The 15,451-nt window shown below is 64.1% G+C and carries 17 protein-coding genes and 1 riboswitch; of the genes, 13 read left to right on the forward strand and 4 right to left on the reverse strand.

Features of this window, described 5'->3' with window-relative positions; all coding sequences use genetic code 11:
* Positions 1-13 precede the first annotated feature (13 nt).
* Both mazG and VXM67_RS08105 read left to right on the forward strand, forming a co-directional pair.
* On the forward strand, positions 14-847 hold the full coding sequence (gene mazG / locus VXM67_RS08100; protein WP_023379157.1) for a nucleoside triphosphate pyrophosphohydrolase: 834 nt from the start codon (positions 14-16) through the stop codon (positions 845-847).
* Between the two features lie 26 nt (positions 848-873).
* Positions 874-1,413, forward strand: coding sequence for a DUF2058 domain-containing protein (locus VXM67_RS08105; protein ID WP_023379158.1), 540 nt, complete (start codon positions 874-876; stop codon positions 1,411-1,413).
* 43 nt (positions 1,414-1,456) lie between these two features.
* On the opposite strand, the gene VXM67_RS08110 is transcribed toward VXM67_RS08105, so the two are convergent.
* The 4 genes from VXM67_RS08110 to purM all read right to left on the reverse strand — a co-directional run bounded on the left by VXM67_RS08110 (position 1,457) and on the right by purM (position 4,252).
* Positions 1,457-1,639 carry a hypothetical protein gene (locus tag VXM67_RS08110; RefSeq protein ID WP_023379159.1) on the reverse strand — a complete coding sequence of 61 codons (183 nt, stop codon included), beginning with the start codon at positions 1,637-1,639 and terminating at the stop codon, positions 1,457-1,459.
* 182 nt (positions 1,640-1,821) lie between these two features.
* Positions 1,822-2,532, reverse strand: coding sequence for a DUF3108 domain-containing protein (locus VXM67_RS08115; RefSeq protein ID WP_023379160.1), 711 nt, complete (start codon positions 2,530-2,532; stop codon positions 1,822-1,824).
* A gap of 8 nt (positions 2,533-2,540) precedes the next feature.
* Positions 2,541-3,194 carry a phosphoribosylglycinamide formyltransferase gene (purN, locus tag VXM67_RS08120; RefSeq protein ID WP_027906900.1) on the reverse strand — a complete coding sequence of 218 codons (654 nt, stop codon included), beginning with the start codon at positions 3,192-3,194 and terminating at the stop codon, positions 2,541-2,543.
* A complete protein-coding gene (purM, locus tag VXM67_RS08125) occupies positions 3,194-4,252 on the reverse strand; it encodes a phosphoribosylformylglycinamidine cyclo-ligase (RefSeq protein WP_023379162.1) in 1,059 nt (352 codons plus the stop codon). The genes purN and purM overlap by 1 nt, the downstream gene beginning before the upstream one ends.
* A 349-nt stretch (positions 4,253-4,601) precedes the next feature.
* Between purM and VXM67_RS08130 the strand changes: the two genes are divergently transcribed.
* The 11 genes from VXM67_RS08130 to VXM67_RS08180 all read left to right on the forward strand — a co-directional run bounded on the left by VXM67_RS08130 (position 4,602) and on the right by VXM67_RS08180 (position 15,451).
* Positions 4,602-5,657 (forward strand): DUF2066 domain-containing protein, encoded by a 1,056-nt coding sequence (locus VXM67_RS08130; RefSeq protein ID WP_367237587.1) that lies wholly within the window; start codon positions 4,602-4,604, stop codon positions 5,655-5,657.
* A 12-nt stretch (positions 5,658-5,669) separates the two neighbouring features.
* Positions 5,670-6,743: an AI-2E family transporter gene (locus VXM67_RS08135; RefSeq protein WP_023379164.1), complete on the forward strand. Its 1,074-nt coding sequence runs from the start codon at positions 5,670-5,672 to the stop codon at positions 6,741-6,743.
* A gap of 196 nt (positions 6,744-6,939) precedes the next feature.
* Positions 6,940-7,644: a DnaA regulatory inactivator Hda gene (gene hda, locus VXM67_RS08140; protein WP_023379165.1), complete on the forward strand. Its 705-nt coding sequence runs from the start codon at positions 6,940-6,942 to the stop codon at positions 7,642-7,644.
* 126 nt (positions 7,645-7,770) lie between these two features.
* Positions 7,771-8,406, forward strand: a complete 636-nt coding sequence (locus VXM67_RS08145; RefSeq protein WP_023379166.1) for an NlpC/P60 family protein — start codon at positions 7,771-7,773, stop codon at positions 8,404-8,406.
* 135 nt (positions 8,407-8,541) lie between these two features.
* Positions 8,542-9,075 carry a C40 family peptidase gene (locus tag VXM67_RS08150; RefSeq protein WP_023379167.1) on the forward strand — a complete coding sequence of 178 codons (534 nt, stop codon included), beginning with the start codon at positions 8,542-8,544 and terminating at the stop codon, positions 9,073-9,075.
* Positions 9,076-9,218: 143 nt separating this feature from the next.
* A riboswitch (cobalamin riboswitch) is annotated at positions 9,219-9,437 on the forward strand.
* Between the two features lie 122 nt (positions 9,438-9,559).
* Positions 9,560-10,171: a cob(I)yrinic acid a,c-diamide adenosyltransferase gene (cobO, locus tag VXM67_RS08155; RefSeq protein ID WP_023379168.1), complete on the forward strand. Its 612-nt coding sequence runs from the start codon at positions 9,560-9,562 to the stop codon at positions 10,169-10,171.
* Positions 10,168-11,463 carry a cobyrinate a,c-diamide synthase gene (locus VXM67_RS08160; RefSeq protein ID WP_367237588.1) on the forward strand — a complete coding sequence of 432 codons (1,296 nt, stop codon included), beginning with the start codon at positions 10,168-10,170 and terminating at the stop codon, positions 11,461-11,463. The genes cobO and VXM67_RS08160 overlap by 4 nt, the downstream gene beginning before the upstream one ends.
* Complete coding sequence (gene bluB / locus VXM67_RS08165) at positions 11,460-12,107, forward strand: 5,6-dimethylbenzimidazole synthase (protein WP_023379170.1); 648 nt, start codon at positions 11,460-11,462, stop codon at positions 12,105-12,107. Before VXM67_RS08160 ends, bluB begins: the two co-directional genes overlap by 4 nt.
* Positions 12,107-13,015, forward strand: a complete 909-nt coding sequence (gene cbiB, locus VXM67_RS08170) for an adenosylcobinamide-phosphate synthase CbiB (protein WP_023379171.1) — start codon at positions 12,107-12,109, stop codon at positions 13,013-13,015. The genes bluB and cbiB overlap by 1 nt, the downstream gene beginning before the upstream one ends.
* Complete coding sequence (gene cobD, locus VXM67_RS08175) at positions 13,008-14,000, forward strand: threonine-phosphate decarboxylase CobD (RefSeq protein WP_023379172.1); 993 nt, start codon at positions 13,008-13,010, stop codon at positions 13,998-14,000. The genes cbiB and cobD overlap by 8 nt, the downstream gene beginning before the upstream one ends.
* The gene (locus VXM67_RS08180) at positions 13,997-15,451 is read left to right on the forward strand and encodes a cobyric acid synthase (protein WP_023379173.1); all 1,455 of its coding nucleotides are present in this window, start codon (positions 13,997-13,999) and stop codon (positions 15,449-15,451) included. Before cobD ends, VXM67_RS08180 begins: the two co-directional genes overlap by 4 nt.

The raw sequence follows: 15,451 nt of genomic DNA on the forward strand, positions 1-15,451 counted from the left end.
CAGGAAAACACCAATGACCTATACCCTCGACGACCTGCTGCACCTCATGGCCCGCCTGCGCGATCCGCAATACGGCTGCCCGTGGGACCTGAAGCAGAACTACGCCAGTATCGTCCCGCACACCCTCGAAGAGGCCTATGAAGTCGCCGACACCATCGAGCGAGGCGATTTCGAGCACCTGCAGGGTGAGCTGGGCGACCTGCTGTTCCAGGTGGTCTATTACAGCCAGCTGGCACGGGAGGAGGGGCGTTTCGAGTTCGATGGCGTGGTCGATGCCATCACCCGTAAGCTGATCCGCCGCCACCCCCACGTATTTCCCACCGGTGAGCTGTATGCGCCACTGGACACTCCCAGCCTGAGCGAGGCCCAGGTCAAGTCGCGCTGGGAGGAGATAAAGGCCGAGGAGCGCGCTGAAAAGAGCGAGCCGGAACAGTTGTCGTTGCTCGACGATGTGCCGGCTGCATTGCCAGCGTTGTCGCGGGCCGCCAAACTGCAGAAGCGTGCGGCCACCGTCGGTTTCGACTGGCCTGACGCCTTGCCGGTGCTGGACAAGGTCCGCGAGGAGCTGGATGAAGTCTTGCAGGCGATGGCTGACGGCGATGGCCAGGCCCTGGAGGACGAAGTCGGCGACCTGTTGTTCGCTGCCGTCAACCTGGCGCGCCACCTCAAGCAAGACCCGGAGAATGCCCTGCGTCGTGCCAACCGCAAGTTCGAGCGGCGTTTTCGCTTCATCGAGCAGGCATTGCGCGACAGTGGCCGGCCGATCGAAGATTGTAACCTTGATGAGTTGGACGCCCTGTGGGGCGAGGCCAAACGTCAGGAAAAGAACCTGCCCAGCTGCGGCTGAGCGGCTGCATAAGTGAGTGAACATCCATGAGTCTTTCCCTTCGCGATCAATTGCTCAAGGCCGGTCTGGTCAACCAGAAACAGGTCTCGCAGGCCAACAAGGCCGAAAAGAAACAAAAACGCCTGGAGCACAAGGGCCAGGTCGAAGTCGATGACAGCCAGCAGCGCATGGCCAAGGAAGCGATGGCCGAAAAAGCCAAGCGTGACCAGGAGCTGAACCGTCAACAGCAGGAAAAGGCCGAGCAAAAAGCCCGGGCCGCGCAGATCAAGCAGTTGATCGAAGCCACGCGCCTGCCCAAGCTCAACAGCGAGGACTACTACAACTTCGTCGACGATAAGAAGGTCAAGCGCATTGCCGTCAACGCCTTGATGCGCAGCAAGCTGAGCAATGGCTCGCTGGCGATCGTGTCGTTCGGCGGTGGTTACGAGGTGATCCCGCGGGAAGCGGCGGTGAAGATTCAGGAGCGCGATCCTGGCCGCATCCTGTTGCTGAACACCCACGTCGAGGAAGCGGACGAAGACGATCCGTACGCCGCCTACAAGATCCCTGACGATCTGATGTGGTAAACGAGAAACCCCGCCTTGGCGGGGTTTCTTTTTGAAGACCCTGTCATTGTGTGGGACGCTGGTTCTCGAGGTTTTCCAGTTCTGCACGATATTGATGGGCTTCGTGTTCATGGTGGAACATGCCAACCAGTTGGCCTTGCTGATACACGTCCCAGATCCGCACACCGGCGGCCAGGCCTTCGTGGGACATTTTCGATTCGTCGCGTTCGGTTACTTGGACTGTCATCGGTAAACTCCACTCTTCAGTTAGCTGCGGCACTGTGTCGCAGGCCTTCTTTATAGAGTTTGTTAGCAGGCTAAGTAAATAAAACGGGCGTGAAACAAGTTTCATGTAGCACGAAGGATCCCCGCACGCATGAAAAAGCCCCGCACGCAGGCGGGGCTTGAGGTGCTGCTCGCGATGGTGAATCAGTTACCCTTCACCGACTTGCCATCGACCGTGCCATCTTGCAGCACGATCACGTACTCCTTGCCATCGGTCTCGACTTGACGCAGTTGTACCAACAGGTAGTCCCAGTCCTTGGCGAACCACAGCTCGGTGATGCGCTTGCTCTGGCTCGGGTCGCGCACGCGCTCGACTTTCACCGCCTCGACCTGGCCGGTCTTGGTGGTGACTTTCTCGGTGCCCAGGACGCGGAAGTCGTAGGTGTCGATCTCGTCACCATCGACCACCTGGTAGGTCATGCTTTTCTTGCCGGCAGCCACATCATGCTGCAGGGCCAGCTGATAGGACGATTTGTCCAGCACGCCGCGGTTGAGCGGCAGGCTGATCGCATCGCCACGGTCGCTACCGGTGACTTTCTTGCTGTTCCAGTCGAACGTCAGGTCGACTTTCTTGGCCTTGCCCAGGCCGCCGCGTTCGAAGTGGTACTTCTGTGGTAGCAGGGTGTCGTTTTCCTGGCGCAGGGTGCTTTGCTCGGTCAGGCTGGCGATCATCATGGAGGCCTTGAAGTTAAGGTCCCAGGTACCGTTGGCATTCTTGACCAGACTGCGCTCGGCGGTGCCGCTCATAGGCAGTTGTTTCCAGTCTGCGGTGTAGCTTGCCGAGAACGGCTTCAGATCAGCTGCCTGGAGGGGCAGGGCGAGCACGGCGAGAGCCAAGAGCAGGGCGCGACGCATAAAATCTCCTAGGGTCGAATCAAGTGACCGCTGGCCGGCAGCGGCTGGCCATCCAGTAACGCACCCTGATCGCCCAGGCGCAAGCGACCTTCGGCGAACCAGTGCACCGCTAGCGGGTAGATCTGGTGTTCCTGGTGGTGAACCCGTTGGGCCAACGTCTCGACGGAGTCGTCGGAGGCAACCGGGACCACAGCCTGTACGACCAGAGGGCCGCCATCGAGTTCCTCGGTGACGAAGTGTACGCTGCAGCCATGCTCCGCGTCGCCTGCCTCCAGCGCCCGTTGGTGAGTGTGCAAGCCCTTGTACTTGGGCAGCAACGACGGGTGGATGTTGAGCAGGCGTCCCTGGTAGTGGCGCACGAAATCACCACTGAGGATGCGCATGAAGCCGGCCAGAACCACCAGGTCGGGTGCAAAGCTGTCGATGCGCGCCATCAGCGCCGCATCGAAGGCTTCACGGCCGTCGAAGCCCTTGTGGTCCAGTACCGCGGTGTCGATGCCAGCCGCCGCTGCGCGTTGCAGGCCGTAGGCATCGGCACGGTTGGAAATCACCGCGCCGATGCGTACCGGGCTGCCGTCGATGCGGCTGCTGTCGATCAGGGCTTGCAGGTTGCTGCCGGAGCCCGACAGCAGTACCACGACATTGCAGGTCTTGCTCGGCATCAGTGTGCCTTGAGGTTCTGCAGCTCGACCTGGGCAGCGCCTTCGGCGGCTTCGGCGATTTTGCCGATTACCCAAGGTTGCTCGCCGGCCTTGCGCAGGACGTTCAGGGCATTCTCGACCTGGTCCTGAGCCACGCAGATGACCATGCCGACGCCGCAGTTCAGCACGCGGTGCATTTCGTGCTCATCGACGTTGCCTTTTTCCTGCAGGAAGTCGAACACTGCCGGACGCTGCCAGCTGGCCACGTCGATCACGGCCTGGGCGTTAGCCGGCAGTACGCGTGGGATGTTGTCCAGCAGGCCGCCGCCGGTGATGTGGGCCATGGCCTTGACCGCGCCGGTTTCCTTGATCAGCTGCAGCAGCGGCTTGACGTAGATGCGGGTCGGGGCCATCAGCAGGTCGGCCAGTGGCTTGCCGTCGAGCTGGGTGTTTTCGATGTCGGTGCCGGAGACTTCGAGGATCTTGCGGATCAGCGAGTAGCCGTTGGAGTGCGGGCCGGAGGACGGCAGGGCGATCAGCGCATCGCCAGTGGCGACCTTGGAGCCGTCGATGATTTCGGCTTTTTCCACCACGCCCACGCAGAAGCCGGCCAGGTCGTAGTCTTCGCCTTCGTACATGCCGGGCATTTCAGCGGTTTCGCCGCCGACCAGCGAGCAGCCGGCCAGTTCGCAGCCGGCACCGATGCCGGTGACCACGGTGGCGGCCACGTCGACGTTGAGCTTGCCGGTGGCATAGTAGTCGAGGAAGAACAGCGGTTCGGCGCCGCAGACCACCAGGTCGTTCACGCACATGGCGACCAGGTCCTGGCCGATGCTGTCGTGCTTGTTCAGGTTCAGCGCCAGGCGCAGTTTGGTGCCGACGCCATCGGTGCCGGAGACCAGAACCGGTTGCTTGTAACCGGCCGGGATCTCGCAGAGGGCGCCGAAGCCGCCCAGGCCACCCATGACTTCAGGACGTGCGGTGCGCTTGGCGACGCCCTTGATGCGTTCGACCAGTGCTTCGCCGGCGTCGATGTCTACACCGGCGTCTTTGTAGCTCAGGGAGGGTTGCTTGCTCATTGATCCAGGCCTTTAGGAGGGAGGGATTCTTAAAAACGACCGTGACGGCCAAGGCCGGCGAGCGTGCGGCGGCTACCTGAAACGTCAGTGGTCTGTGAAGGCGCGCGATTTTATCAGGGTTGCCCGGCAGCGGCCATCCTCAGGCCGACGGGCAGGGCCCTAATCCATGAAAAAACATCCTTTCATGGTCTGCGACTGGTTGCCAGGCGGGGCGCTGTATAAGGTATAGAAACGCCGTCGAGGTGAAACGGGCCGCACAGAGGGAGCATTTGTCGCCCTGTCGCGGTCACAGCCAGCACCCAAACTGACCCGGTGCCCCGTCATCTGGTCTTCTGGACAGGAATCCTCCATGCGTTCTTTCAATTTTCTGGCAGCCGGTTGCCTTGCATTGGCCAGCGCCATCGTGCAGGCCGAGACCGTTTCCGGGCTTTACCAGGTGCGTGAGCCCATCGAAGGGCAGGGCGCCGAAGCCCGCGCCCAGGCCACCGGCAAAGCCTTGGACACCCTGGTATTGCGCCTGACCGGCGACCCCAAGGCCGCGCAGAGTCCGGCGCTGGCCGGACTGCGCAAAGACCCGCAGCAAATCATCAACCAGGTCGCTACCGAGGCTGGCCCGCCCGAGTCGGTGCTGGTCGAGTTCGACCCCGGCAGTACCGAGCGCGCCCTGCGTCAGGCAGGTCTGGCCTTGTGGGGCAACAATCGCCCGTCGATCCTCGGTTGGTGGCTGAACGAAAGTGCCGAGGGCAGTAGTCTGGTCGGCGATGGCCAGTCCAGCGCGCAGCCTTTGCGTCGAGCTGCCCAGCACCGCGGGCTGCCGCTGCGCCTGCCGTTGGCCGACTTGCAGGAGCAACTGGTGGCCAACGGCAAGCAGTTGGAGGGCAAGGACCCGGCGCCCCTGCGCGAGGTCTCCGAGCGTTACGGCGCCGATGCCTTGCTGGCGGTGCACGCCCAGGAGGCCGACGGCAAGTGGCAGGGCAAATGGCAGCTATGGCTGGGTGACAAGCGCGAGCAAGGCAACGCCGAAGGCGCCGATCAGGCGGCCTTGGCCGATGCGGTCATGCTTGCAGTGAGCAACCGGTTGGCGCCGCGTTACGTGACCCGGCCGGGTGCCAGCGGTGCCTTGCAGGTCCAGGTGCAGGGCATGAACCTGCAGCGCTACGCTGAACTCAGTCGCGTGCTCGAGCCGTTCGGCCCGCGTCTGCAACTGGCTGATGGCAAGACGCTCACCTACCAGGTCACCGGCAACCCGGATCAACTGCGCGCCCAGCTGGGCTTGGCCAAGCTGCAGGAAGTGCCGGCCGACCCCGTACCGGCCACCCCCACAGCACCCGCGCCAGGGGCTGCCCCGGCGGCTGAGCAACCTGCAGCCCCCAAGCCGTTCGAGGGCTTGCGTTTTCGTTGGTAAGGAGACCCGATTTTGACCGATGTACGCCGTTGGATCTGGCTGGGCATCGCCCTGCTGATCGCCGTGCTGCTGTATAGCCTGCACAACATTCTTTCACCGTTTCTGGTCGGCATACTGCTGGCCTACCTGGCCGACCCACTGGTCGACCGCCTGGAGCGCCTGGGGCTGTCGCGAACCTGGGGCGTGGTCGTGGTGTTCAGCCTGTTCACCCTCATTCTGCTGGCGCTGTTGCTGGTGCTGATACCGATGTTGGCCAAGCAGTTGGTGCGCCTTTACGAGTTGGCGCCGCAGATGCTCGATTGGTTGCAGCACGTGGCGTTGCCGTGGGTGCAAAGCCGTCTGGGCCTGGCCGAAGGGTTCTGGAAGTTCGACAAGATCAAGGCCGCCGTCAGCGCGCACATGGGCCAGACCACCGATATCGTCGGCATGCTGCTGTCCCAGGCCACGGCCTCCAGCCTGGCGTTGGTCGCCTGGCTGGCCAATCTGGTTCTGATTCCCGTGGTGGGCTTCTACTTGCTGCGCGACTGGGACCTGATGATGGCCAAGCTGCGCGGCCTGCTGCCGCGCCACCGGGAATCGCAGGTGGTAGGACTTGCGGGTGAGTGCCACGAAGTCCTGGGCGCTTTCGTCCGTGGCCAGTTGATGGTGATGCTGGCGCTGGGGGTGATCTACTCGGCCGGCCTGATGCTGGTGGGGCTGGAACTGGGCCTGCTGATCGGCATGCTGGCAGGGCTGGCGGCCATCGTGCCATACATGGGGTTCATCATCGGTATCGGCGCTGCGCTGGTGGCCGGGTTGTTCCAGTTCGGCGGCGACCTTTATCCGATGCTGGGCATCGTGGCGGTGTTCATGGTCGGGCAGGCGCTCGAAGGCATGGTATTGACCCCGTTGCTGGTAGGGGACCGGATCGGCCTGCACCCGGTGGCGGTGATCTTCGCCATCCTGGCGGGCGGCGAGCTGTTCGGTTTCACCGGTGTGTTGCTGGCCTTGCCAGTCGCCGCCGTGATCATGGTGCTGCTGCGCCATGTGCACGATCTGTATAAAGAGTCGGACATGTATGCCGGGGATGTCGACCCAAAGCTGTGATCCTTTCGAGCGGCAAGCGCGGGCATGGCAGGAGCCGGCTTGCCGGCGATAAAACGGGAAGCGTTGCTTTTGTAGCGCAACTCGTTGATTTTGCTTGGGCAATCCTGCTCGGTCATTGTGCCGCCCGCAAGGCGGGTATAGACTTTGCACACTGTTCACCAAAGGCCCCCTGTGGTCCTCTCGACCGCCCGCCAGCATGAAACCGATCCAGTTGCCCCTGGGTGTGCGTCTGCGCGATGACGCCACCTTCATCAACTACTATCCGGGCGCCAATGCCGCGGCGTTGGGCTATGTCGAGCGTCTGTGCGAAGCCGACGCCGGCTGGACCGAAAGCCTCATCTACCTGTGGGGCAAGCAAGGTGTGGGTCGCAGCCACCTGCTGCAGGCGGCCACCCATCGCTTCCAGCAGCGCGGTGAGCCCGCGGTCTACCTGCCCTTGGCGCAACTGCTCGACCGAGGCGTGGAACTGCTGGATTACCTGGCGCAGTACGAGCTGGTCTGCATCGACGACCTGCACGTTATCGCCGGCAAGGCGGACTGGGAAGAGTCCATGTTCCACCTGTTCAATCGGCTGCGCGATAGCGGTCGGCGCCTGTTGCTGGCGGCCTCCAGCTCACCGCGTGAGCTGCCTATCAAGTTGCCCGACCTCAAGTCGCGCCTGACATTGGCGCTGATCTTCCAGATGCGTGGGTTGTCCGACGAAGACAAGCTGCGAGCCCTGCAATTGCGGGCCTCGCGACGGGGGCTGCACCTGACCGACGAAGTTGGCCACTTCATCCTGACCCGTGGCACCCGAAGCATGAGCGCGCTGTTCGACCTGCTCGAACGTCTCGACCAAGCGTCGCTGCAAGCGCAGCGCAAACTGACCATTCCTTTCCTCAAGGAAACCCTCGGCTGGTAAGCCCCGAAATACGGGGCTTGCAGCAGCGTCACGGAAAAGTCACATCTTTTTCGATAAAATTTGCAAATGGTCCCGATAGAAGGCATAGTTTCCACCTTCTAAAGGATTACAGACACGGTCGTGCCCATGCTGAAGCGCTTCGCACCCCTCGTGCCACTCGCACTCGTGACCCTGCTTTTTGGCTGCGCGGCTCATGGCCCGGTTTCCCAGCCTCAGGATCACACCCCGGTCGCCTCGACGTCGGCGATCAACGCCAAGACTTCCACTTCGTCGGTATTCAGCGAAGAGGACCTGGCCACCGAAGATGACCTGGAGGCTTTCTCCAGCGGCAAGCCTTACCAATTGCCGGCCCTGGCCGACAGTATTCTCGAACGTGGCATGTCGTTGATCGGCACGCGCTACCGTTTCGGCGGTACCTCGGAGAAGTCGGGCTTCGACTGCAGCGGTTTCATCGGCTACCTGTTCCGCGAAGAGGCGGGTGTGACCTTGCCGCGCTCTACCCGCGAGATGATCAACGTCGACGCACCGAAAGTGGCGCGCAACAAGCTCAAGCCGGGCGATTTGCTGTTCTTCAGCACCAATGGCCGTGGTCGTGTCAGCCATGCTGGCATCTACCTGGGTGACAACCAGTTCATCCACTCCAGCAGCCGCCGCAGCGGTGGTGTGCGCATCGACAGCCTCGGTGATCGCTACTGGAGCAAGACCTTCATCGAAGCCAAGCGAGCCTTGGCGATGGCGCCGACCAATATCGCGCGCAACTGATGGCAAAATGATGTACCCTGCCGCGGCGGCGATGCTGAAAAGCTCGCCGCCGTGCGCATTTATAGAAAGCGTCTAATCTAATTTCTCAACTCTTTTGGGCTGCGGCCCTACGGTCTCAGACAGGAAGTTCTGGCCATGGCGATGATGGCGCGCTTCGCATTCCTTTCCCTGGTGGCTCTGCTTGCCGCCTGTTCCAGCCATGCTCCGGCACCGGCCCCTGTGGTTCAGCCACAGATCCCGTACGCCCAGCCTGACATTTCGCCGATTGCCGACGATGTGCTCATACGCGCCATCGGCCTGGTCGGTACCCCCTATCGCTGGGGTGGTAACACGCCGGATTCCGGCTTCGATTGCAGTGGCCTGATCGGCTATGTCTACCGCGATGCAGCGGGCATCAGCCTGCCGCGATCGACCCGCGAAATGATCGTCATGCGTGCGCCAACGGTGGACCTCAATGCGCTGCAGTCCGGGGACTTGGTGTTCTTCGCCACCGGTGGCGGCTCGCAAGTGAGCCATGCCGGGATCTACGTGGGCGAAGGCCGCTTCGTGCATGCGCCTTCCACAGGCGGCACGGTGCGCCTGGACTACCTGTCCAACAGCTACTGGGCCAAGGCCTACCTGCAGGCCAAGCGAGTCATTCCCCAAGGCCACCTGGCGCAGAACCGCTGATCAGCTGATCGCATCCCCGGCGAGCGCTGGCGCTTGCGGCGGTCACCGAGGTAAGTCGCCAGGCCACCGCCGCGCCGCGTCCTGGAGAATGACCCCGCTCGTCGAACGAGCGCTTCGATTGACGCTCCCGGCCCAACCCTCTAACCTTCGCGCGTGTTTCAGGTGTCCTGCCAGCCTCGACTGGGCAGGGTGAAACTGGGAAGCCGGTGGGCGTCGGAAGACGCGAGCCCGGCGCTGCCCCCGCAACGGTAGGTGAGACGCGGCCGCGCAGGGCCACTGGGTGAACGCCCGGGAAGGCGCGCAGGCCAGGGCCACAGGCCCGCTCACGAGCCCGGAGACCGGCCTGATACTGCCAACGGCATCACGGAGGGTGATGCGCGGTGCACCGTGACCAGAGCGGGTCATGGCCCCTGCGCGTCCTCCGTCTGCCTGCCTATCGACCTGCCGCCGCTTCTCGCGTGGCGTCAGCCTGCGGAGAACCCTCATGAGCGAAACCACCGAACGCGACGAACGTCATCTGGCGCGTATGCAGCGCAAGAAGGCGATCATCGACGAGCGCATCGCCAATTCCCCCAACGAATGCGGCCTGCTGCTGGTGCTGACCGGCAACGGCAAGGGCAAGAGCAGTTCGGCGTTCGGCATGCTCGCCCGTGCGTTGGGCCATGGCATGCAGTGTGGTGTGGTGCAGTTCATCAAGGGCCGCAACAGCACGGGAGAAGAGCTGTTCTTCCGCCGCTTCCCCGAGCAGGTGCGCTACCACGTCATGGGCGAGGGCTTCACTTGGGAAACCCAGGACCGTCAGCGCGATATCGCTGCTGCCGAAGCGGCCTGGGCGGTGTCGCGGCAGTTGCTGCAGGACCCTTCGGTGCAGTTCGTGGTGCTCGACGAACTGAACATCGCCCTCAAGCATGGCTATCTCGATCTCGACCAGGTGCTGGCCGATATCCAGGCTCGCCCGCCAATGCAGCATGTGATCGTCACCGGCCGCGCAGCCAAGCCCGAAATGATCGAGATGGCTGACACGGTTACCGAAATGGGCATGCTCAAGCATGCGTTCCAGGCCGGTATCCGTGCGCAGAAGGGCGTGGAACTGTGAACCAAGCGCGCCAATGCCCTGCGGTGTTGATCGCCGCACCTGCATCCGGACAAGGCAAGACCACCGTCACCGCTGCGCTGGCACGGCTGCATCGCAACCTTGGGCGCAAGGTACGAGTGTTCAAGTGTGGGCCGGACTTTCTCGACCCGATGATCCTCGAGCGGGCCAGTGGTGCGCCGGTCTACCAATTGGACCTGTGGATGATCGGTGCGCAGGAGAGCCGTCGCTTGCTATGGGAAGCCGCTGCCGAAGCCGACCTGATCCTGATCGAGGGCGTCATGGGCCTGTTCGATGGCACCCCTTCGAGCGCCGATCTGGCGCGTCATTTTGGTGTGCCGGTGTTGGCGGTGATCGACGGCACGGCTATGGCCCAGACCTTTGGAGCATTGGCCCTGGGCCTGGCGCGCTACCAGGCCGACCTGCCGTTCGCCGGCGTGCTGGCCAACCGCGTCGGCAGCCTGCGTCACGCCCAATTGCTCGAAGGCAGCCTGACCGAAGGCCTGCGCTGGTATGGCGGTTTGTCCCGCGAGCGTGGCATCGAGCTGCCCAGTCGTCACCTGGGGCTTGTCCAAGCCAGTGAACTGAATGACCTCGACGCCCGCCTGGATGCAGCTGCCGAAGCCTTGGGCGCCAGTTGCGACGCAAGCCTGCCACCGGCGGTCACTTTCGCCACACCGGAGCCGCGTCAGCTGTCGTCGTCGTTGGCTGGCGTGCGCATCGGGGTGGCCCGGGACGAAGCGTTCGCCTTCACCTATGGTGCCAACCTCGACGTGCTGCGAAGCCTGGGCGCGCAGCTTGAGTTCTTCTCGCCCCTGCATGACCGTGAAATGCCCCTGGTCGATAGCCTGTACCTGCCGGGAGGCTACCCCGAACTGCACCACCATGCATTGGCTGCCAACACCTCGATGCTCGACGCCCTGCGTGCCCACCACGCGCAAGGCAAGCCCCTGCTGGCGGAGTGTGGCGGCATGCTGTACCTGCTCGACGCGTTGACCGACGTGGCGGGCGAGCGGGCCGAGTTGCTTGGCCTGCTGCCTGGCGAAGCGATCATGCAGAAACGCCTTGCCGCCTTGGCCTTGCAGGCTGTGGAACTGCCAGAGGGCACCTTGCGTGGGCACACATACCACCATTCCCTGACCATGACCGAGCTTGAGCCGATCGCCCGAGGACTCAGCCCCAATGGCGGGCGGGGCAATGAAGCGGTCTATCGCCTGGGGCGCCTGACGGCGTCCTACGTGCACTTCTACTTCCCCTCCAACCCCGAAGCGGCGGCGGCGCTGCTGCAGCCATGAGCGAACACGCCTACAGCGACGCAGAACGCGCCGCCATCTACCGGGTCATCGGCGAGCGTCGCGACATGCGCCATTTCGCCGGTGGCGACATAGCCCCCGAGGTACTTGGTCGGTTGTTGGCGGCCGCGCATCAGGCACCCAGCGTCGGCCTGATGCAGCCCTGGCGGTTCATCCGCATCAGCCAGCGCGAGCTGCGTGGTCGTATCCAGGCCCTGGTTGAACAGGAGCGAGTGCGCACCGCCGAGGCCCTTGGCGAACGCTCCGACGACTTCATGAAGCTCAAGGTCGAAGGGATCAGCGACTGTGCCGAGGTGTTGGTGGCGGCCTTGATGGACAACCGCGAGCCGCACATTTTCGGCCGACGCACCCTCCCGGAAATGGACCTGGCGTCTCTGGCCTGCGCCATTCAGAACCTGTGGCTGGCCGCACGTGCCGAAGGGCTGGGTATGGGCTGGGTATCGTTGTTCGAGCCGCAGGCCCTGGCAGACCTGCTGGGGATGCCGGCGGGCGCCAAGCCGGTGGCGGTGCTGTGCCTGGGACCGGTCACCGAGTTCTACCCGGCGCCGATGCTGGTGCTGGAAAACTGGGCCGAACAACGGCCCTTGAGCGAGATGCTGTACGAAAACCACTGGGGAGAGCGTTGATGAGCGTGGCCTTGCTGACCGTGGCCGGAGTGGCCCTGGACGCGTTGCTGGGCGAGCCGCGCCGGCGCCATCCACTGGTCGGCTTCGGCAAACTGGCGTCGCGTCTCGAGCAGCGGATGAATGCCGGTGGGCGTGGCTGGCGCAGTCACGGCGTGAGTGCCTGGTTCCTGGCTGTGGTGCCGCTGACATTGCTGGCATTGCTGCTGTCATGGCTGCCCTGCATCGGCTGGCTGGTGGACGTGCTGGCGCTGTATTGCGCCGTGGGGCTGCGCAGCCTTGGCGAGCACGTGCTCCCGGTGGCCAATGCCCTGCGCCACGGCGACCTTGAAGAAGCGCGGCGCCGTGTCGGCTACCTGGTCAGCCGCGAAACCCGTGAGCTGGATGAGCCCGCCGTGGCGCGGGCGGCTACCGAGTCGGTGCTGGAGAACGGCAGCGATGCGGTGTTTGCCGCGCTGTTCTGGTTCGTCGTGGCGGGCGCTCCCGGTGTGGTGCTGTATCGCCTGAGCAACACGCTCGACGCCATGTGGGGCTATCGCAACGAGCGTTTCGAACGCTTCGGCTGGGCGGCGGCGCGCATCGACGATGCACTGAACTATATTCCCGCAAGGCTGGTGGCGCTGACCTACGCGCTGCTTGGCAAGACCCGCCTGGCGTGGGCCTGCTGGCGCAACCAGGGGCCCTTGTGGGACAGCCCCAATGCCGGGCCGGTGATGGCGGCGGGCGCCGGTGCGCTGGGCGTCGAGCTTGGTGGCCCGGCGGTGTACCACGGCGAACTGCACGAGCGACCTCGGCTGGGCGAAGGGCCGATGGCCGATGCCGAGGCCATCGAGCGCGGCTGGAGCCTGGTACAGCGGGGTGTATGGCTGTGGCTGTTGGTAATCTGCCTGGGAGCTTACTTGAATGCTTGAACACGGTGGCCGTCTGCTGCGCGCGGTGCGGCAATACGGGATTGCCCGCGAGCAATGGCTCGACTTGTCCAGCGGCATCGCCCCGTGGCCGTACCCGATCCCGCCGATTCCCGTGGACGCCTGGGCCCGTCTGCCTGAGGTCGAAGATGGCCTGGAAGCAGCAGCGCGAGCCTATTACGGCGCCAGCCAGTTGCTGGCCGTGGCAGGTTCCCAGGCGGCGATCCAGGCCTTGCCACTGCTGCGGCCATCGGGGCGGGTAGGGGTGTTGGCGCCATGTTACGCCGAGCACCCGCACGCCTGGCGACGGGCCGGGCATACGCTGGTCGAGCTGGATGCGTCCAGCGTCGAGTCCACGCTCGACAGCCTGGACGTGCTGGTGCTGGTCAACCCCAACAACCCCACGGGTCAGCGGATCAGTCGCGAGCGTTTGCTGGCGTGGCACGCCCGGCTGGCCAGGCGAGGCGGCTGGTTGCTGGTCGACGAAGCCTTCATGGACAACACGCCCGCATTCAGCGTGGTCGATTGCGCCGAGCGCGAAGGCCTGATCGTTCTACGCTCGTTCGGCAAGTTCTTCGGTCTGGCCGGCGTGCGCTTGGGCTTCGTGGCGGCCGAGCCGGTATTGCTGGCGCTGCTGGCAGACAGGCTTGGCCCCTGGACCGTCAGCGGGCCGACTCGGGTATTGGCACAGACCAGTTACGCCGACCACGCAGCGCATCAGGCCCAGATCGCCCGCTGCGCCGCTGCCAGCCAACGCCTTGCGGCGGTGCTAGAAGGCGTGGGCCTGGCGCCCAGCGGTGGCTGTGACCTGTTCCAGTACGTACGCTGCGAGCAGGCGGCGCAGTTGCATGAGTTTCTCGCCCGGCGCGGCATTCTGGTGCGTCTGTTCGACCAGCCGCCAGCCGTGCGCCTAGGCCTGCCCGCCACTGCGGCGGACGAGCAGCGTCTCGCCTTGGCCCTGGCGGACTACCACAAGGAAATGGCATGACCACCCTCATGGTGCAAGGCACCACCTCCGACGCTGGCAAAAGTACCCTGGTGACCGCCCTGTGCCGCTGGCTGCTGCGCCAGGGTATCGGTGTGGTGCCCTTCAAGCCACAGAACATGGCCCTCAACAGTGCGGTGACCGCCGACGGGGGGGAAATCGGCCGGGCCCAGGCGGTCCAGGCCCAAGCGTGCCGACTGGCGCCGCACACCGACATGAACCCGGTCCTGCTCAAGCCCAACAGCGATACCGGAGCCCAGGTGATCATCCACGGTCGAGCGGTCGCCAGCATGAATGCAGTGGCCTACCACGACTATAAGGCCATCGCCATGCAGGCGGTGCTGGCCTCTCACCAGCGCCTTAGCGCCACGTATCCCGTGGTGATGGTGGAGGGGGCTGGGTCGCCGGCAGAGATCAACCTGCGGGCTGGCGACATCGCCAACATGGGCTTCGCCGAAGCGGTCGACTGCCCGGTGATTCTGGTGGCCGATATCAACCGGGGCGGCGTGTTCGCCCACCTGGTCGGCACTCTGGAGCTGCTCTCTCCCAGCGAGCAGGCGCGGGTCAAAGGCTTCGTCATCAACCGTTTCCGCGGCGACATCGCCTTGTTACAGCCAGGGCTGGACTGGCTGCAAGCGCGCACCGGCAAACCGGTGCTGGGTGTACTGCCGTATGTCACCGACCTGCACCTGGAGGCCGAGGACGCGATCGACATGCGCCAGGCCGTGAAGGGCGAGCGCGTGCTCAAGGTGATCGTCCCGGTGCTGCCCCGTATCAGCAATCACACCGATTTCGACCCGCTGCGTCTGCACCCCCAGGTCGACCTGCAGTTCATTGGCCCAGGCCAGCCGATTCCTGCCGCCGACCTGATCATCCTGCCTGGCTCAAAGAGTGTTCGCGCTGATCTGGCGCAGTTGCGCGCACGCGGTTGGGACAGCGCCATCGCTCGTCACCTGCGTTATGGCGGCAAGCTGATCGGTATCTGTGGCGGTCTGCAGATGCTTGGCCGTGAGGTGCACGACCCGCTCGGCCTGGAGGGGCCGGCAGGCTCCAGCCCAGGGCTGGGGTTGCTGGACTACGCCACGGTGCTCGAAGCGGACAAACAACTGCGCAACGTCGCCGGTACCCTGAATCTGGAACAATCCGCGGTGGCCGGCTACGAAATCCATGCCGGTGTCACCCATGGCCCTGCGTTGGAGCATCCTGCCGTGCAACTGGCCGATGGCCGCAGCGATGGCGCGATCAGCGCCGACGGGCAGGTCCTCGCCACCTACCTGCACGGTCTGTTCGAAGGTAGTCAGTCGTGCGCTGCCTTACTGCGCTGGGCCGGTTTGCAGGACGTGCAGACCATCGACTACGAAGCCTTGCGCGAACGCGACATCGAGCGCCTGGCCGATCTGGTGGAAAAGCACCTCGATACCGCGCGTCTGCGCGGGCTGTGTGGAGTCGCCTGA

This window comes from Pseudomonas sp. Rh2 (assembly GCF_040762985.1).
Lineage (GTDB): Bacteria > Pseudomonadota > Gammaproteobacteria > Pseudomonadales > Pseudomonadaceae > Aquipseudomonas > Aquipseudomonas taiwanensis.